The following is an 18,088-nucleotide window of genomic DNA, read 5'->3' as shown; positions in this document are numbered from 1 at the left end:
TGATTGATCGAATCAAAAGAAATTATGCCAACTTTAAAAACCCACTTCCCACTATCCTACACCTTTAAAAATTCCACATTTCTAACACTTTTCCCGTAATTGTTTGATTTAACCAGAAAGTATTATGACTGAGGGAGTTAAGGTTACTTGCCGTTACTTTCCAGCTTGCTTGGGGATGAAAAAGAATTGCTTCCGCGGGATTTCCGGGTTTGAGAGATGCCGGTTTTTGTTGTAAACAATGACAGGGATTAAGACTAAGTGCTTGCCATAATTGTAAAGCTGATAATTGCCCGGTTATTACTAATTTTTCCCAGAGTAGCGGTAAAGCTAATTCTAACCCGATCGCGCCGGGGGGTGCTTCTGCAAAAGAGACGGTTTTTTCTTCGTAGGTATAAGGACGATGATCGATCGCGATTGCATCGATAATTCCCTCTTTAATTGCCGCAATTAACGCCTTGCGATCGCTTTCGTTGCCCAAGGGTGGAGCGAGGTGTAAACTGGGATGGTAGCTGGCGATCGATCCTGTATTTAAGAGGAGATGCAACCACGTCACACTAGCGGTTATCGGCAATCCCCGCATTTTTGCCTCGCGAATTAATTCCACTCCTCGACGGGTAGAAATTCGCATTAGGTGAACAGGTGTATTAATTTCGCCGACGATTTCTAAAATTGTGGCTAAAGCAGTGGTTTCGGAAATAGCAGGATCCCCGGGTAAACCGAAGCGAATCGAGGTTTCTCCCTCGCGCATGACTCCATTACCCTTTAATTGCTGATTTACCGGGGAAAGGGCGATATTTTTACCGAAGGGTTTTAGGTATTCCAATAAGTGCCGCAACAGTCCCAAATCTTCCAGACTGCGATTATCGGTAAAACCCACCGCTACAGGCATTAAATCGGCTAATTCCGTCATTTTTTGCCCTTGTCTTCCTAGGGTGAGACTTGCCCAAAAATGCAGACGAGTCGATTTTGAGTCAAAAAACCCTTGACTTTTTTGCTGTAATGTGCTAATAAGTGCGGGGTGATCGAGGGGGGGGAGAGTATTGGGGAGAATTGCCACCCTGGTGCAGCCTCCGGCCGTGGCCGCTTTGAGCAAAGATGCGAGGGTTTCTCGGTCCTCGTGGCCGGGTTCCCCGGAATGACTGTAGAGATCGACTAATCCGGGAGCAAAAATACAGTTTTGACCAGAAATATAGTTACTATTTTCTCGTGGGGGAAGCTGAGATTCGATCGCTTTAATCACCCCCTCCTCAATCCAGACATCGGCAATGCGATCGGTTTGTGTCAGGGGGTCAAGGACTCTAACCTGTTCTATGATCGTCGAGGATTGGCTATTCACGCAGACTAATTAAAACGTCATTTTTTCCTTTGGCAGTATATCACGTTAAGTAAAAAGTAAAAAGTAAAAAACCTGAGTTGTCGGTTAGGTTGGGGGGACGATAAGTTAGAATATTGATCAACTACGGTTTGAACCTTTATTTTAATTGGCCGATCCACCCTAGGCAGAATTGATAGCCGAATCATGCAGCTAGAACTTTTTACTTTTAATCATCTCGAAGAATTTAATCGGGGAACCCCGCGATTAGTTTCCTTTCGAGATTTAGTACCAGAAATCACCAGCACCAGTTATCTAACCCACAGCATCTATTATTATCCTGCCAAATTTATTCCCCAAGTAGTTAGATTTTGTCTTGATAATTACACCAAAAAGTATGATTGGATTATTGATCCTTTTGCTGGTTCGGGTACGGTGGGTTTAGAGGCTAAACTTTGTCAAAGAAATGCGGTTTTAACTGACCTGAATTATCTTTTAAACCATATTATACCGATTAAGATCACAGAACACCAAGAACGATTGAGTTACTCAGAGTTAGATAAAAAAATCTTAGAAGTTTTTGCCAGCAAGGATAAATTTATCCCTCAGTGGTCAAATTTAAACTATTGGTATCCAGAGGATATTTTAGCAGTTTTACAGAAACTTTGGGCCGGTCAAAAAAGTCTAGAACCTGATTTGTATTCCCAGATCATTCAAGCGGTTTTAGTGAAAGTTAGTAAACAGTTTTCCTATGCAGAACATACCAAACCTAAATTATTTCAATCGAAATACAAAAAATCAGATATACAGGAACTATTACAAAGAAATTGGCAAGAGGAATTAAAACGAACGATTAAAGAGATGAGTTTTGAAACTTTAACCAGTGTTAATCAATATATTACCGTAACTTGGCGTAATTATAATCAGGTGCTTTTTTATGGGGGAGTAGATAGTGCCACTTTTGAGATCGAGCAAAATCTAGAGTTAGATTGTTTAATTAGTTCCCCCCCCTATCTGCAAGCACAGGAATATATCAGAACAGCAAAACTAGATTTATATTGGTTAGGATATACAGAAAAAGAAGTACAAAAAATCTCTAAGCTAGAAATTCCCTACCGACAGGCTACCAGATTAATCGAAACCGAAACCTTAAATCAAGTGAGATTGAGTTTAGAGAAAGAGAATTTACATAAAATACTCGATTCCTATTTTTGTCACACCATCAACGCTTTAGAAAATGCCACCAGAAAATTAAAACAAGCTGGGAAAGCTTGTATTTTTGTCGGTAATCCGAAAGTGGATGGAGTGGAAGTAGAAACTTGGCGAATATTACAGGAATATTTTCAGGAAAATGGCTTTATTTTTGATACCGTCTTTGAGGATAGAATTAAAACCAGACAATTATTCAAATCTCGCAAGAATAAAAATCCTGATGGCATGAAATCCGAATATTTACTAATTTTAGAGAAAAAGTAACTTTCTATTGCTTATGTATCCCAAACATCCCCTATTTAATAAATGTTTGACCTGTCTGGAATCCCTGCCTAATTTTCAGGCAACTATTCAAGATGAACCCTATATATCTGGTAAATTCTTGGCTGACGGAAAGTTAATTATTCAGACCGATCATGCTACCATTAATTATGTTTGCGAAATTAAAACAGGATTAAATCATGATCTAGTTGAATCGGTGATAGAATATTTTGTCAACTTGGGTCAACGATTACCAGAAAATCAAAGACCTTTACTAATTACCCAGGGTTTATCTAGCTTAATTGTTGAGCAATTTATAGCAAGTAATCTTGAATTTATTGATGTGGATGGTAGCATTTATCTAAATAGTCCAGAGCTTTATGTAGTGGTGCGTCGGCCAGTTACTAAAAACAAGGACTATACATCCTTAGATATTACTGTAGCCACGTTACAAGTTATGTATATTTTGCTCAAATATCCTCAACTTATGTTAGTCACAGATAATTTTGAGGATACCATTGCTAATCTTGCCAATATCACTACTAAAACTGTAAAAAATAGTCTCAGGAAACTCGAAAAATTAGGATATATTAGACAACAAAAGAAAAGATACGAAATTATAGACTATCTCAGGTTAATGGAGCGTTGGGAGTTAGGATATAATGAAACATTAAGAGCAAAACTTCTGCTGGGAAACTTTAGCTCAGTGGATAAAAAAAATTTCTCAGATCTAGCCATAGAATTACAAAAAAACGCTCAAGAGTTCAATTATTTAATTGGTGGTGAACTAGCTGCGTCAATTATGATAAATTATCTGCGTCCTCTCGGGGCAACTCTGCATCTTAAGGATGATAGTAATCTGATTAAAATAGCCATCAAAATGAAGTTAAAACCTGATCAGGAAGGAACTATCTTTTTTCTCAAATGCTTTGATAATGATCGGGAAAAACTCGATAATTTTGCCCATCCATTACTCATCCATGCTGAATTATTATGGACAGGCAATAGTCGCTTAAAAGAAACCGCTCAATTGCTCTATAATCAATATATTAAAGAAGTAGCAGAAAAAAATGATTGGTTCTCAAGAAAAACAAGCTTTATCTGATCTCTTTACTATTATTAGCACCTTCGATTTACCGATAGTTTTAGTTGGTGGTGGTGCGAGGATATTAATCTTTGATCAAAAATTTGGAGAAGGACGAGGAACCAAGGATTGGGATGTGGCTATATCAGTCGATAGTTGGGAAATTTATCGACAGTTGCAAGCAGCTCTGATTGAGGGAAATACACCTCTTTTTCAAGCAACTAAGACTTCACACAAATTTATACATATCGAGACTCAAATTGAGATTGATATTATACCTTTTGGCAAAATTGCTAAACCAGAGGAAAAAATTACTTGGCCTGATAGTGAAAAGTCCATGAACGTTTTAGGATTGGCAGAAGCTTTATCGTCTGCTGAAACAATTAATATTGGAAATTTTGAGATCAGGGCAATTAATATCGCAGCCTTTATTGTTCTTAAGCTTTTTGCTTGGTCAGATCGGCGAGATAAAAAAGATTTAGATGATATAGACTTTATTCTCTCAAAATATGAAGATTATGAACGAGTTTTTGCTGAACTGAGTGACGAGCTTGCTAAGGAAGATATTGCTTTGACTGATGCGAGTATTTATTTGTTAGGACGAGATATTGATAAAACATTTCAAGCAAAAACACTGAAGCAGTTAAACGTTATTTTAGACGAATTAATTGAGAGATTAGCGGATCATTCAGAAAAATTAGATAATAAATTAACTATTCTTAAACAGGGAATTTTATCCTCGGATTTTGTTTAATAACTTAATCATTGCCGACAAAAAGTTATCGATAGTTTATAATTAATTATCAACCTATCTCTGTTGGACAAACCATGACTATCGCTCCAAGCTTACCCCTAGTCGAGTCTCATGTAAACCCTGAGATAATCTTCCCAGAAGGCGAATTTTGGAGTGATGAACCACCCTTGGAAAGTAACTTACATCTACAACAAATTATTCTATTAATTCAGTGTTTAGAATGGTGGTGGCGCGAGCGAGAAGATTATTTTGCCGCTGGCAATTTAACCATTTATTACAGTCCCAACCAGAAAAAGTCAGAATTCTGCCGTGGTCCTGATTTTTTCGTGGTTTTGGGGACAAATCCCAATCCCAACCGCAGAAGTTGGGTAATTTGGCAAGAAGAGGGCAAATATCCCAATTTAATTATCGAAATTCTCTCCGATAGTACCGCCAAAGTTGACCGAGAGGAGAAAAAACAAATTTATCAAGATATATTTCGCACTCCCGATTATTTTTGGTTTGACCCAGAAAGCCTAGAATTTCAAGGATTTACCCTAATTAGCGGTCAATATCAACCGATTACCCCCAATGCTCAGGGATGGCTCTGGAGTCAACAATTAGGCTTATATTTGGGTTTATCCGCCAATAAATTGCGCTATTTTACCCCCGAAGGGGAATTAGTACCCACTCCCGCAGAAGCGGCACAACAGGCAGAAAATCGGGCTGTAGAAGCAGAAAATCAAGTCCAACAGGAAAGGCAGAAATCCGCAAAATTAGCGGCTAAACTGCGGGAATTGGGCATAAATCCCCAAGAAAATTGCTAATTATCCGATGATTGCTGAATTTAATCCCATGTATAGACGAGAATTACTGCAATTTATTGGCTCTCATGCTCTTTTTGGGGCTATTAATCCAGAATTTACTTGGAATTATCAAAATATTGACCATTGGGGCGAATTATCAAGGAATTATCGTCTCTGCACCACGGGAAAGCAACAAACACCGATCGATCTGAGTATAGTGACTGAAAAAGAGCTATACCACCCCACCTTTAATTATCGTCCTGTACCCCTAAAAATTCGCCATAACGGTCGTACAATCTTGGTTCAGACCGAAAAAGGTGGAACCATGAGTTTTCACGAGGAAAACTGGGATTTATTGCAGTTCCATTTTCATCACCCCAGCGAACATCAGATTAAAGGCCAGTCTTTCCCTCTAGAAATTCATTTAGTGCATCGAAATGGGAAGGGAAATTTAGCAGTTGTGGGCATCTTAGCCGAAATTGGCACTTTTAATCCCTATTTACAAACCATTTGGGATTATTTGCCCCAAGAACCTTCTCCTGAAATGATTATCCCCGATACTTGGGTCAATGCCGGGCTTTTACTGCCTGAAAATAGCGGTTTCTATGAATATCGGGGGTCTTTGTCCACTCCTCCCTGTAGCGAGGATGTTCTCTGGTTAGTCTGGCAAAATGCGATCAAAATTTCTCTCCAACAACTGCAACAATTGGCTGCGATTTTTCCCCGTAATGCCAGGAATATTCAACCCTTAAACGGGCGCTCGATCCTGCATTCCTAGCCGAAATTGTCGGCATTTTGGCTAATTTAGATAATTTTATTAACTTTTAGGCCAACAATAGTAAATAACTCAGGAATGCGCTCAATAACTAAAGCTTCGGTCGCTGTCCAGTCACTTTCCTTCGTGGCTAAAACCCCAATAACACTCAGAGGAACCTGTAAAAACAGGTGACTTAAGAGGAGAGCGATCGCAGCAATGACTAAACCTAAAAGCCGCCATTGGGGGAGATAGGCGGCCACGGCAGCCGCTAGAGGGGCAAAATTATAGATGGGCCAAGCGATGAGAATTAGGAGGACGACTCCCAAAAGAGTAAGAAGACGATGGCGAGGACGTTTAAAAAGAGAGAGAATTTTTAACTGTTCGGGGGTGAGTTGACTCGGTTTCAGGGCAACCAACAAAAGACTAAAGATATCAAAAGGTTTTGTCCACTGCATCCAAAAGACGGGTAAGATAGCGATCGCTCCCAGAAATAGCCATTCTAGCCAAAGAAAAGGCAAGGGATCGCCCACAGCTAAACCAATCCAAGCGATTTGTAAAAAGATTGGCACAGCCGCTAACCCTGCCAGATGAATCCACAAAAAAGGTTCTGATTTCATAGAGGGAAGTGGGGAGATGGGGGAATTATGAATTATGAATTATGACTGATAACTGATAACTGATAACTGATAACTGATAACTGATAACTGATAACTGATAACTGATAACTGATAACTGATAACTGATAACTGATAACTGATAACTGACTCCCGACTCCCGACGGTGACCGTCTAATTAACTGGATAAAGTGCGGCGTTTCATGACCATTTCGTAGGCTTCGATAATGTCGCCTTCTTTCCAGTCATTGAATTTAGAAACACCGACACCGCACTCGAAACCGGTGGCCACTTCCCGGGCATCTTCCTTCATCCGTTTGAGGGAATCGAGAACTCCCTGATAAACAATTTCCTTGCCGCGACGCACGCGCAGGAAGCGGTTCCGCACCAGTTTACCAGATTGGACATAACAGCCCGCCACGGCCCCACGACCGACGGTGAAGACGGCACGCACTTCGGCAAAACCGAGGTGTTCTTCCACTTCTTCGGGGTCGAGAAGACCTTCCATCGCCCCTTGAATATCATCGAGAAGCTTGTAGATGATATTGTAATCGCGGATATCGACCCCTTCCCGATCGGCGGATGCGCGCGCACCACTGGCCAGGGTGGTATTAAAACCCACCACTACCGCACCACTAGCGGCGGCCAGATCCACATCGGTTTCGGTGATTTCCCCCGGAGAGGCGAGGAGAACCCGAATCTGCACTTCGTTTTGGGGTAACTGTTTGAGCGCTCCGAGGATGGCCTCGACGGAACCTTGCACATCTGCCTTGAGGATGAGATTAAGTTCCTTGAGTTGTCCTTCTTGAGCTTGGATAGAGAGGGTGCTAAGGCTAACGCGACGGGAGGAGAGGGCCTGTTGTAAACGGGTGTTGCGTCGTTCGATCGCCCGTTGATCAGCGATCGAGCGGGCCTCTTTCTCACTTTCATAGACATCGAACTCATCGCCGGCGGCTGGAACATCACTAAGACCGAGGATTTCCACGGCGAAGGAGGGGGTGGCCGCTTCGACTTTTTGACCGCGATCATCGATCATCGCCCGAATTTTGCCGAAAACGGAACCAGCGACGATGCTATCACCGACGCGGAGAGTGCCATTCTGGACGAGCAGGGTGGCCACGGGACCTTTGGTGCGATCGAGGTTAGCTTCGATGACGGTTCCCTTAGCCAAGCGATCGGGGTTAGCAACCAGTTCCTCTACTTCTGCCACCAAGAGGATCATTTCCAGCAGATTATCGAGATTTTCACCCCGCAGGGCGCTAACGGGAACCATAATCGTCTCACCGCCCCAATCTTCGGCCACCAGTCCCTGTTCGGTCAATTCCTGTTTAATTCGGTCGGGGTTAGCCGAAGGTTTATCGACTTTGTTAATCGCCACCACGATGGGGACAACGGCTGCCCTGGCGTGACTAATTGCCTCTTTCGTTTGGGGTTGCACGCCATCATCGGCGGCCACCACCAGCACCGCTATATCGGTGACTCTCGCCCCACGGGCCCGCATGGCGGTAAAAGCTTCGTGGCCGGGGGTATCCAAAAAGACAATCTGTTCCGGTTTGCCGTTATGTTCCACATCGACGTGGTAAGCACCGATGTGCTGGGTGATGCCGCCGGCTTCCCCCTGGGCGACTTTGGTTTTGCGGATCGAGTCGAGGAGGGTGGTTTTACCGTGGTCAACGTGACCCATAATGGTGACGACGGGGGGACGACGCTGGAGACTTTCCCAGTCGGAGACATCGATCATCTCCGTGGTTTTGATTGCCGCCGACTGGGTGCTGGGGGTTTCCACGGTCATCTCGAAGTCCCTGGCGATCATTTCGATCGTGTCCACGTCGAGAGTTTGGGTGATATTAACCGCCATCCCTTTAAAAAATAGGGTTCTGATGATCTCGGTTTCCGGGACTTTCATCAATTCCGAGAGGTCGCGCACGGTGAGACTGCCGGTGATGACGATGCTTTCCGGGCGTTTTTCCTCTTGGGGTTCTTGGCGCTCGCTTTTCGGGCTGCCGGTGTGGGCGGTTGGTTTACTGGGCCGCTTAACTTTGACTGCTGTGGGAGTGCTAGGGGTGGTTGCTTTAGCGCTGGGCGGTTTGGGGGGACGAGCGGTGGAAAGGGTAAAACTGGGGCTATTGATTAACCCGGATAGTTCCGATTCTAGATCATCGTCATCTTCAAAGAGGGCTTGGGTGCGGCGTTTGTTTTTGCCAGCAGTTTTGGCGGTTTTGGCCGCTTTTTTCTCTTCTTCTTCCTCTTCTTCCCAGCTAGATTTTTTGGCCATGCGAAGGGGCATGGTCGGTCGTTTGAGTTTTTTGGGCCCGTCTGCTCCGAGCAATCCGGTATCTGTATCGATTTCTGTGCCATCAACACCGGATTTCTTGGTGGTGTCGGTTTCTTCCTCGCCGGTAGCCGAGATTTTAGCGGGCATACCAGGGCGAACCGGGCGCTTCAATTCCACCGTCTCCCGCACTTCTCTAGCTGGTTCCGCCAGTTTCGGGCTTTTTCCGTCGGGTTTGCGGTGGAGGGTCGGTTTTTCTGGTTTAGCCAAGCCAGTCCTGCGCTCAGGACTAGGGGCGTTTTCGCTCTCACCGCGCTCGTGTTTTTCTCCCCGCGGCCTGTCGTTACTGCCGGGGGCATTTTTAGGTCGGGGTTCTGGCCGGCCCGAGGCGCTGCCCGGGCGTGGTTTCGGGGTGAGGGAAGGTCGATTAGGTGGGGCGATTAAGGTGGGGGATATTTCTGGCACTAGCGGGGTTTCGGTGGGGGTTTCTTTAACACTGGTGGACTGAGATGGCATCTCTGCAGCAGTGGGGGGAGTTTTTTCGGCCGCACCGTCGCGCCCTGGGGGAGCAACGAGGGGTTTAACTGGGGGACGAGGAGGACTGATTAAAGTCGGTTTAGCTGAGGAACCGGCAGGTCCGGGATAGATTTCCCCTTCTTCGCCAGTTTCGGGGCGGTTGTGTTTATGCAGGGCTAAAATCTTTTGTTTTTTTTCCTCGGCAGGACTAGCCGATTCTCGCTGACCCGTGCTATTTTTACTGGCACTCGAAACAAATCCCTTCGCAGCGATTGCTTTGATGCGTTGGGCATCCTCTTCGCTGATCGTGCTACTGTGGCTCTTGTACTCGATGTTCAACTGGTCACAGATATCCAAAATGTCTTTGTTGTCTAGATTCAATTCTTTTGATAAATCGTAAATTCTGACTTTCGCGTTACTCATCCATTATCCCCCGGCTAAAGTGTTAGTGATCCTATGATTTGGCTGATTTTTTGATCCTGTCAGGACTGCCCCCTTTCCATGGTAACGATTTTGTGGCTATGATCGTCAATTTTAATCCTGATTTGGACCCCCTTGTTTGGCAGTACCGAGGCGCTCTTGCAAGGATTCATAGAGCGTTTCGGGAATATTGGCCTTTAGGGCGCGTCCGAGACGATTTTTTTGCCGAGCTAATTGCAGGCAGTTAGGTTGCGGACAGATATAGGCAGCTCTTCCCATTCCTTGATCCAATTCTATCTGTCCGGATGGGTGTAGTCGGACAATTCGCCAAAAGGATTCTTTCGGGGCGAAGAGACGGCAGCTAATACAGCGTCGATAATTGACGAAGGGGTTCATTCTTGGTCTAAATCCTGCGCTTCTGGGTCGGTTTCATCGGTTTTTACCTCTTGTTCGCCTTTATAGAGGACTATATCCTTAATATCGATTTTCCAGCCCGTCAGACGAGCGGCTAGACGCACGTTCTGCCCTTCTTTGCCAATCGCTAAACTTAATTGATCCTGGGCCACCAGTACCAATGCTTGTCTTTCTTCGGCATTAGTGAACAAAACTTGGTCAATACGAGCGGGACTAAGGGCATTGGCGATGTAGGTGGCCGGATCTGGAGACCAGCGAATCACGTCGATTTTTTCGCCCCGCAATTCGTTCACCACGGCTTGAATCCGCGAACCTCTGGCCCCAATACAGGCCCCAACCGGATCCACGTCTCTCTCTAAGGTATCGACGGCGATTTTTGTCCGCGAACCAACGTGACGGGAGGGGGGATTAGCTTCCCGAGCGACGGCGACAATACGCACGATTTCCTCCTCGATTTCGGGAACTTCGTTGGCGAACAGATATACTACCAAACCTGCCGCTGCTCTGGAAACAATTAATTGCGGGCCGCGTTGAGAACCTTCCAAGACTTTTTTGAGCAGAACTTTAAAGGTGGCGTTGGCGCGATAGTTATCGTTGGGCAGCTGTTCCCGTTTGGGTAGTTCTGCTTCCACTTCCGGTTGACCGTAGGTACTTTGTACCATGACAATAGCGGCCTGTCTTTCAAAACGGACGACCCGGGCCTGTAAAACGGTTCCTTCCAGATCTTGGAACTCCTCTTGAATCATTTTGCGTTGGTTATCCCGCAGTTTTTGCAGTAAAACCTGTTTAGTTTGAATCGCCGCCATGCGACCAAATTCTCTTTGGTCGGGGGTGACATCAAGAACTACTTCATCCCCTAATTGGGCCTCATCGGCCACTTCTTGCACTTCTTTGAGACCGATGTGATGGTCGGGATTGGTCACTTCTTCGACAATAGTTTTAGTCGAAAGGATGCGAAACCCTTCTTCTTCTACGTCTAATTCCACATCAAAGTTATTGAAATAATCTTCATGAAATTGAGCGGCTTTTTCTAAACTTTGGGCGCGGCGATAACGTTCGTAACCCTTGATAAGTGCCTCACGCAAAGCCTCCTGTACGGCATTTTTGGGCAAATTATGTCGTTGGCTAATTTCTTCGAGCATTATTTTTAAACCGGGCAAATTAACAGTAGCCATAATTATTTTTTTCTCCTTACTTTTGAGTGATTAGTTTTTTAGCTATTAGCCTTGTATCAGTTATCAGTTATCAGTTATCAGTTATCAGTTATCAGTTATCAGTTATCAGTTATCAGATGTAAGTTTTAAGTTAATCAGTTAGTTAGTTATTTATCTTCATCCTTATCCCTGTTTACTGTTTACTGTTTACTGTTTACTGTTTACTGATTACTGATTACTGATTACTGCGCTGCTCATCTAAACGGACGCTGATGACAGTAGTGCGATCGATGGTCAGGGAGCGACCCTTTTGGTTAAGATAAATAGATTGCTCATCTCTACCTTGCAGTTTTCCGCGCCATTCTTTTGGTTTTCCCTGGCTATCCTGGCCGGTAACGATGACGGGAAAACCTTTAAAAGACTGAAATTCGCGTTCGCTGCTCAGTTGTCGAGAAATGCCGGGGCTAGATATTTCCAAAACGTAGGCCCCGGGTAAGATTTCTTGACTGTCGAGGGCGGTTTCTAAAGACCGACTCATCTGCTCACAGTCCTCTAAACCAGTATCTCCCGCAAGATTGCGAATATCGACGCGCAGGACGGGAGGCCTTTTATTGGTTTGGAAAACGATATCGACCACTTCTAGCCCCAAGTTTTCAGCGATAGGGGTGGCTAGGTGCAGCAGGTCGGGGATGAGCGGATGGGTCATGATTTAGACAATAAAAAAAGCGGGCGAAACCCACTTCCCTAAACTGTTAGTGATTGGGATAGGCAGTGGTTAGACCACCTAGCTAAATACAATATAGCAAAAAACCGTCATCACTATTTGCCCTCAGGGTCGTGGCTGGGGAAAAACAGAACAGTGGTCACGATCGAGTCGATCTGTCACAATGAATACAGGGTAACTAGATATAGAGTCAATTATGGATCAAAAATCTCCGCTCACCGTAGTTAGAGCCAAGTCAGCTAAGAATCGTGGTCATCGGCCAGTATGGAAAGGGATTGTCACCACTTGGATGATTCTGCAAACCTTTGGCCATGTCACTGCTGCTTGGAGTCAAAAAACCCCAAATACCCTCACCTACGGTGAATTGTTAAAGAAAATCGAGCAAGGAGAGGTAAAAAAGGTCGAAATCAATCCTTCTTTGCAGCAGGCAGCAGTTACCCTCGTCGATCAAACGGACAAGGATCCCCCGAAAGAAGTAGAAGTAGAAGTCAATTTATTTGACCAAAATCCCGAATTAATCAAGAGACTCGATGCTAAAAAAATTGAGTACGGTATTCTCCCTCGCACTGACAATTCGGCCCTGATCAATGTTCTCACTAACCTGTTAGTCATTATAATCGTCTTGGGATTATTGGTGTTTATTATCCGTCGTTCCGCTAATGCTTCCGGTCAAGCGATGAACTTCGGTAAATCAAGGGCGCGGTTTCAGATGGAGGCGAAAACTGGCATAGAATTTAATGATGTGGCCGGTGTGGATGAGGCCAAGGAAGATCTAGAGGAAGTGGTGACATTCCTCAAACAACCGGAAAAATTTACGGCTATTGGTGCAAAAATCCCCAAAGGAGTCCTGTTAATCGGGCCACCGGGGACGGGGAAAACTTTGCTGGCTAAAGCGATCGCAGGAGAGGCAGGAGTACCTTTTTTCAGCATCTCCGGGTCGGAATTCGTGGAGATGTTCGTCGGGGTTGGTGCGTCGCGAGTGCGAGATTTGTTCCGAAAAGCCCAGGAAAATGCCCCTTGTTTGGTTTTTATCGATGAAATTGATGCCGTTGGTCGTCAACGAGGGATCGGTTATGGGGGAGGTAATGATGAACGGGAACAAACCCTGAACCAATTATTGACGGAAATGGACGGTTTTGAGGGAAATACTGGCATTATCGTCATTGCCGCCACCAACCGCCCCGATGTTTTGGATTCGGCCCTGCTGCGTCCGGGTCGTTTTGATCGACAGGTAGTGGTGGATTATCCAGATTTTAAGGGACGTTTGGCCATTTTGGAGGTCCATTCTCGCGATAAAAAGGTTGCTGCCGATGTTACTCTGGAGGCGATCGCCAGGCGCACCCCCGGTTTTACTGGGGCAGATTTGGCGAATATGCTCAACGAAGCGGCGATTTTTACCGCTAGAAGACGGAAAGAGGCGATTACCATGGCGGAAGTCAACGATGCGATCGATCGGATTGTGGCCGGTATGGAAGGGCGCGCTTTAGTGGATAGTAAAGCCAAGCGTTTGATCGCCTATCATGAGGTCGGCCATGCGATTGTCGGTACTCTCTGTCCCGGTCACGATCAAGTGGAAAAAGTCACCCTGATTCCCCGGGGGCAAGCCCAGGGGTTAACTTGGTTCACTCCTGATGAAGAACAGGGTTTAACCAGTCGTTCCCAGTTATTAGCCCGAATTGCGGGATTATTAGGGGGACGGGTGGCGGAGGAATGTGTCTTCGGTGAGGATGAAGTGACTACCGGGGCCGGTAATGATATTGAAAAAATCACCTATCTGGCCCGACAGATGGTAACGCGTCTGGGAATGTCGGAATTGGGATTGATTGCCCTAGAGGAGGATGGTAATTCCTATCTCGGTGGTGCTGGTGCTGGTTATCATGCCGACCATTCTTTTGCGATGATGGCGAAAATTGATGCACAAGTGCGGGAACTTGTCAAGCAATGCCACGATTTAGCAACAAAAATTATCCTTGACAATCGTGTGGCGATTGATCGCTTGGTGGATATACTGATTGAACAGGAAACCATCGACGGCGACGAATTCCGGCGTTTATTGACGGAATTTCAGCAACAAGCGGATCGGTCAATGGTGACGATGGTTTAATTTGCTCTTCGTCTCCTTGCTTCATTCAGCGGTTAGGAGACGATTTCGGCAAAAAATCGGCTAATCAGTCGGACAAAGCCAGAATTAACGACTAACATTGTGAGCAGGAATTTTACTCATGGAATGACCGTTATGATTGCCTTTGGTGGAAGCAATAATATTAGCTTCTAAAGCTGAATTGATCTCGGCCAACATTTCTAGATTGAAACGATAGCCGACGTTGCGGACGGTTTGAATTAAATTAGGTTGCCTGGGATCGGTTTCGATTTTTTTCCGCAGAGAGAGAACATGAGTATCAATTGTCCGGGGATTATCGATTTCCTCGGGCCAAGCGCGACGCAGTAAATCGGCTCTTGATAGGGGTGTTCCCTCCGCTTGGGCTAAAACGTAGAGTAGGCTAAATTCTTGGGGGGTTAATTCGATATACTCCCCGCGAAATTGTACCCGTCGTTGGGCTAAATCTATTTTTAATTGCCCATAATCCAAGTGTAGGGGAGCAGCCCTACTGCCTAAACGACGGGTTAACACTTCTACCCTAGCCATAAATTCTTGCATTCCAAAGGGCTTTTTCAGGTAGTCGTCGGCCCCGGCTTTTAAACCATTGACCACATCTTTTTCGCCATTGCGGGCCGAGAGAATCAGTATTAAAGACTGTTTTTGTTGATAAAGCCAACGGCAGAGTTCGATTCCATCCCCATCTGGCAAGTCGGAATCGATAATTGCTAAGGTTGGTTGACGATGAAGGAAAGCTTGACGCGCACTTTGCAGGTTTGCCGATTGATTGACCAAATAACCGGCCTGTTGCAGATGCCAAGCTAATAGCGATCGCAAGTGCGGGTTGCCCTCAACAATAGAAATATGGATCGATACCACTTGAGTTTCTGCCCCATTACTGCACAGATTGACACATTGTCAGGGTATCAGAATTAATGTCAAGATGTTGTAACAATCGTAACATTCGTTAGCTGTCAGCTTTTTTCTCCCTGCTGCCATCACCCCATCACCCCATCACCCCCCGCAACGCGCACGAAGTGGTCTCCCCACTTCATAATTCATAATTTATCATTCATAATTCATAATTTATCATTCATAATTCATAATTTATCATTCATAATTCATAATTCATAATTCATAATTCCATGACCCCACTCCCGACTTCATAATTCATAATTTGTAATTCATACGTCCCCAAAAACGTCTTGACTATCGAATCCCATTCAAGTTATTGTATGAAATAGGATCAGATTGTGGTGAAATCCAGGTTTGAATTGGCGTATAAACTCGCCCAGTAATGCAATTCAGATTTGAATTGGCCTACTCTTTGTGGGACTTACCCAAAAGCTGACAGGTATTGTCTGTCTGATCAGATATTCTTGATTGTTATCTCAGCCATCTAACCACTAAAAAAAGACCAGAACACCATGATAGATAACTTTGCCGCCAACGACATCTATAACTATATAGATGGTCTAGATTCCCCAGGTTTTGAGAAATTTTTAGCGGAGAATAACTCATCAATTTTTCTCCCCATAGCCACTAACTGCATAGGATTAGATCGCACCCCCAGTATATATTCAGTCAAAGTTTTCACCTGACTTATATACTATACGACGGTAAAGGGAGGGCGGAGATCGAAATAATCCCCAACTCCCCAGAAATAAGTATCGACAGTTAGGAACCAACCCCTGACCTCACATCTGAAGCACTTAAGGAGAAAAAATATGCTTGACGAACGTTTCAACCTATCAGACAGTAATGTTTTAGATGATATCTTCCATTTACCAACCCTTGTCGAGGAATCAGGTTTAGGACGCTCCGACTTGATTACCCCTGTTTTCCGCAAAAGTCTCCAGGGCATGGATTCTGGCTTTTTAAGCAATTCTGTGGAAGAATACCAGCTAGGACTGGAAAATCCCGGGCAATCATCCCAATCCCTTTCCTCTTGGCGTAACGGCGGTGATTTTTTAACGGGTCCAAGTAGTTTTGTGGGTGTTTCCAGTTCTGTTGACCTAGCTGGCAATACCTTAGCCACGGCGCGTGATATCACCATTGGAGCGACTCCCACCACCTACAGCGATTTTGTTGGTACCACAGACACTAATGATTACTATCGTTTTAGTTTAGGAACCAGTAGCAACTTTAGCCTCAATTTAACGGGATTAAGTGCCGATGCTGATGTGTCCTTATTAGATAGTAATGGCAGTGTGATTACTAGCTCCACTAATGGCAGTACCAGCAATGATAGTATTACTCGTCAACTGAATGCGGGTACTTACTTTGTCCGGGTTTATCCCTACAGTGGCAGCACTAACTATAACTTAAGTTTAGCTGCCGCTCCTGATGCCGGTAATACCTTAGCAACGGCCCGTGATATCACCATTGGAGCAACTCCCACCAGCTACAGTGATTTTGTTGGTACCACAGACACTAATGATTACTATCGTTTTAGTTTAGGAACTACTAGCGACTTTAGCCTGAATTTAACGGGATTAAGTGCCGATGCCGATGTGTCCTTATTAGATAGTAATGGCAGTGTGATTACTAGCTCCACTAATGGCAGTACCAGCAGTGAGAGTATTACTCGTCAACTCAGTGCGGGTACTTACTATGTCCGGGTTTATCCCTACAGTGGCAGCACTAACTATAACTTAAGCCTGTCGGCTACCACAGCCACAGTCACACCCGGATATAGTGCCATTTCAGGATACGGTTTAGTTAATGCCGCGAAAGCCGTCGCTGGAGCCTTGAATCAAACTCCTTTTGCCGATGTTCCCACTTTTGGTGGTGCTAATGACTGGGGGGTTAACTTAGTTAATGCTCCGGAAGCTTGGGCAAGCGGTTATACAGGACAAGGAATCGTCGTTGCTGTACTAGATACAGGAGTTGACCGCAATCATGCCGACTTAGCGGGCAATATTTGGACGAATGCGGGCGAAATTGCCAATGATGGTCTTGATAACGATAGCAACGGTTATGTTGATGACGTTTATGGCTGGAACTTTGCCAATGGCAATAATAACACTTTAGATGGCAACAGCCATGGTACTCATGTGGCGGGAACCATTGCTGCTGCTAATAATGGTTTCGGGGCCACTGGTGTGGCCTACAATTCCAGAATTATGCCAGTGAAAGTTTTGAGCGATTCCGGTAGTGGCACCTATAGTGGCGTTGCCCAAGGAATTCGCTACGCTGTGGACAACGGTGCTGATGTGATTAATATGAGTTTGGGGGGTGGTAGCACTGACAGCGCGGTTCAATCAGCCCTCCAGTATGCCAGCAGTCGCGGTGTTATCGTGGTTATGGCCGCTGGTAATGAGGGGGCAGCTCAACCCGGTTATCCCGCTTCCAGTGCCACCTCTTGGGGTCTTGCCGTAGGTGCCGTTGATAGTTCTAACCAGATGGCTTCCTTCTCCAATCGTGCTGGTTCCAATTCTTCGATGAGCTATGTCACCGCCCCAGGCGTGCAAGTGTATTCTACTCTCCCTAATGGTGGCTATGGTTTCTTGAGTGGAACCTCTATGGCAACACCTCATGTAGCTGGAGTGGTGGCCTTAATGTTGAGTGCCAATCCGAATCTGACCGATGCTCAAGTACGTCAAATTATTACGACCACAGCAGGTAATGTTGCCTAAAACTTAGCTGTTTTTCGGCCTCAGATTGCTTACCTTCAGCCATCAGCGAAAAGCTGATGGCTGATTCCTAGGC

At 45.1% G+C, this 18,088-nt stretch carries 14 protein-coding genes; 7 read left to right on the top strand and 7 right to left on the bottom strand.

Annotation, left to right across the window (positions count from 1 at the left end; translation table 11 throughout):
- Positions 1-64: 64 nt before the first annotated feature.
- Positions 65-1,336, bottom strand: coding sequence for a dihydroorotase (locus H6F92_RS24965; RefSeq protein ID WP_190359892.1), 1,272 nt, complete (start codon positions 1,334-1,336; stop codon positions 65-67).
- A gap of 183 nt (positions 1,337-1,519) precedes the next feature.
- Between H6F92_RS24965 and H6F92_RS24960 the strand changes: the two genes are divergently transcribed.
- From H6F92_RS24960 to H6F92_RS24940, 5 genes are all read left to right on the top strand, one after another.
- On the top strand, positions 1,520-2,788 hold the full coding sequence (locus H6F92_RS24960; RefSeq protein ID WP_190359891.1) for a DNA methyltransferase: 1,269 nt from the start codon (positions 1,520-1,522) through the stop codon (positions 2,786-2,788).
- 13 nt (positions 2,789-2,801) lie between these two features.
- Positions 2,802-3,890, top strand: coding sequence for a type IV toxin-antitoxin system AbiEi family antitoxin (locus tag H6F92_RS24955; protein ID WP_190359890.1), 1,089 nt, complete (start codon positions 2,802-2,804; stop codon positions 3,888-3,890).
- On the top strand, positions 3,856-4,623 hold the full coding sequence (locus tag H6F92_RS24950) for a nucleotidyl transferase AbiEii/AbiGii toxin family protein (protein ID WP_190359889.1): 768 nt from the start codon (positions 3,856-3,858) through the stop codon (positions 4,621-4,623). The genes H6F92_RS24955 and H6F92_RS24950 overlap by 35 nt, the downstream gene beginning before the upstream one ends.
- 74 nt (positions 4,624-4,697) lie before the next feature.
- Positions 4,698-5,429 carry a Uma2 family endonuclease gene (locus H6F92_RS24945; protein ID WP_190359888.1) on the top strand — a complete coding sequence of 244 codons (732 nt, stop codon included), beginning with the start codon at positions 4,698-4,700 and terminating at the stop codon, positions 5,427-5,429.
- Positions 5,430-5,457: 28 nt separating this feature from the next.
- On the top strand, positions 5,458-6,186 hold the full coding sequence (locus H6F92_RS24940) for a carbonic anhydrase (RefSeq protein WP_190359922.1): 729 nt from the start codon (positions 5,458-5,460) through the stop codon (positions 6,184-6,186).
- Between the two features lie 26 nt (positions 6,187-6,212).
- Here H6F92_RS24940 and H6F92_RS24935 read toward each other — a convergent pair whose 3' ends face one another.
- The 5 genes from H6F92_RS24935 to rimP form a co-directional block, all read right to left on the bottom strand.
- The gene (locus H6F92_RS24935; RefSeq protein WP_190359887.1) at positions 6,213-6,782 is read right to left on the bottom strand and encodes a low-complexity tail membrane protein; all 570 of its coding nucleotides are present in this window, start codon (positions 6,780-6,782) and stop codon (positions 6,213-6,215) included.
- Positions 6,783-6,957: 175 nt separating this feature from the next.
- The gene (infB, locus tag H6F92_RS24930; protein ID WP_190359886.1) at positions 6,958-9,990 is read right to left on the bottom strand and encodes a translation initiation factor IF-2; all 3,033 of its coding nucleotides are present in this window, start codon (positions 9,988-9,990) and stop codon (positions 6,958-6,960) included.
- Positions 9,991-10,101: 111 nt separating this feature from the next.
- Positions 10,102-10,383, bottom strand: coding sequence for a YlxR family protein (locus H6F92_RS24925; RefSeq protein ID WP_190359885.1), 282 nt, complete (start codon positions 10,381-10,383; stop codon positions 10,102-10,104).
- Positions 10,380-11,576, bottom strand: a complete 1,197-nt coding sequence (gene nusA, locus H6F92_RS24920; protein ID WP_190359884.1) for a transcription termination factor NusA — start codon at positions 11,574-11,576, stop codon at positions 10,380-10,382. Before nusA ends, H6F92_RS24925 begins: the two co-directional genes overlap by 4 nt.
- A 214-nt stretch (positions 11,577-11,790) precedes the next feature.
- Positions 11,791-12,261 carry a ribosome maturation factor RimP gene (gene rimP / locus H6F92_RS24915; RefSeq protein ID WP_002789389.1) on the bottom strand — a complete coding sequence of 157 codons (471 nt, stop codon included), beginning with the start codon at positions 12,259-12,261 and terminating at the stop codon, positions 11,791-11,793.
- 214 nt (positions 12,262-12,475) lie between these two features.
- Here rimP and ftsH point away from each other — a divergent pair, with 214 nt between their 5' ends.
- Positions 12,476-14,383, top strand: coding sequence for an ATP-dependent zinc metalloprotease FtsH (gene ftsH / locus H6F92_RS24910; protein WP_190359883.1), 1,908 nt, complete (start codon positions 12,476-12,478; stop codon positions 14,381-14,383).
- A gap of 84 nt (positions 14,384-14,467) precedes the next feature.
- On the opposite strand, the gene H6F92_RS24905 is transcribed toward ftsH, so the two are convergent.
- Complete coding sequence (locus H6F92_RS24905) at positions 14,468-15,256, bottom strand: response regulator transcription factor (RefSeq protein ID WP_190359882.1); 789 nt, start codon at positions 15,254-15,256, stop codon at positions 14,468-14,470.
- A gap of 848 nt (positions 15,257-16,104) precedes the next feature.
- On the opposite strand from H6F92_RS24905, the gene H6F92_RS24900 reads away from it, so the two are divergent.
- Positions 16,105-18,015 (top strand): S8 family serine peptidase, encoded by a 1,911-nt coding sequence (locus H6F92_RS24900; protein ID WP_190359881.1) that lies wholly within the window; start codon positions 16,105-16,107, stop codon positions 18,013-18,015.
- Positions 18,016-18,088 lie beyond the last annotated feature (73 nt).

It is taken from the genome of Microcystis wesenbergii FACHB-1317, from assembly GCF_014696875.1.
Lineage (GTDB): Bacteria > Cyanobacteriota > Cyanobacteriia > Cyanobacteriales > Microcystaceae > Microcystis > Microcystis wesenbergii_A.
Note: the sequence above shows the minus strand (reverse complement) of the source record. Positions and strands in the feature narration are given on the sequence as shown.

Bases quoted from the DNA above. Each gene is read 5' to 3' on its own strand.
- H6F92_RS24960 (WP_190359891.1), top strand. From the start codon at position 1,520: ATGCAGCTAGAACTTTTTACTTTTAATCATCTCGAAGAATTTAATCGG.
- H6F92_RS24955 (WP_190359890.1), top strand. From the start codon at position 2,802: ATGTATCCCAAACATCCCCTATTTAATAAATGTTTGACCTGTCTGGAA.
- H6F92_RS24950 (WP_190359889.1), top strand. From the start codon at position 3,856: ATGATTGGTTCTCAAGAAAAACAAGCTTTATCTGATCTCTTTACTATT.
- H6F92_RS24945 (WP_190359888.1), top strand. From the start codon at position 4,698: ATGACTATCGCTCCAAGCTTACCCCTAGTCGAGTCTCATGTAAACCCT.
- H6F92_RS24940 (WP_190359922.1), top strand. From the start codon at position 5,458: ATGTATAGACGAGAATTACTGCAATTTATTGGCTCTCATGCTCTTTTT.
- H6F92_RS24935 (WP_190359887.1), bottom strand. From the start codon at position 6,782: ATGAAATCAGAACCTTTTTTGTGGATTCATCTGGCAGGGTTAGCGGCT.
- infB (WP_190359886.1), bottom strand. From the start codon at position 9,990: ATGAGTAACGCGAAAGTCAGAATTTACGATTTATCAAAAGAATTGAAT.
- H6F92_RS24925 (WP_190359885.1), bottom strand. From the start codon at position 10,383: ATGAACCCCTTCGTCAATTATCGACGCTGTATTAGCTGCCGTCTCTTC.
- nusA (WP_190359884.1), bottom strand. From the start codon at position 11,576: ATGGCTACTGTTAATTTGCCCGGTTTAAAAATAATGCTCGAAGAAATT.
- rimP (WP_002789389.1), bottom strand. From the start codon at position 12,261: ATGACCCATCCGCTCATCCCCGACCTGCTGCACCTAGCCACCCCTATC.
- ftsH (WP_190359883.1), top strand. From the start codon at position 12,476: ATGGATCAAAAATCTCCGCTCACCGTAGTTAGAGCCAAGTCAGCTAAG.
- H6F92_RS24900 (WP_190359881.1), top strand. From the start codon at position 16,105: ATGCTTGACGAACGTTTCAACCTATCAGACAGTAATGTTTTAGATGAT.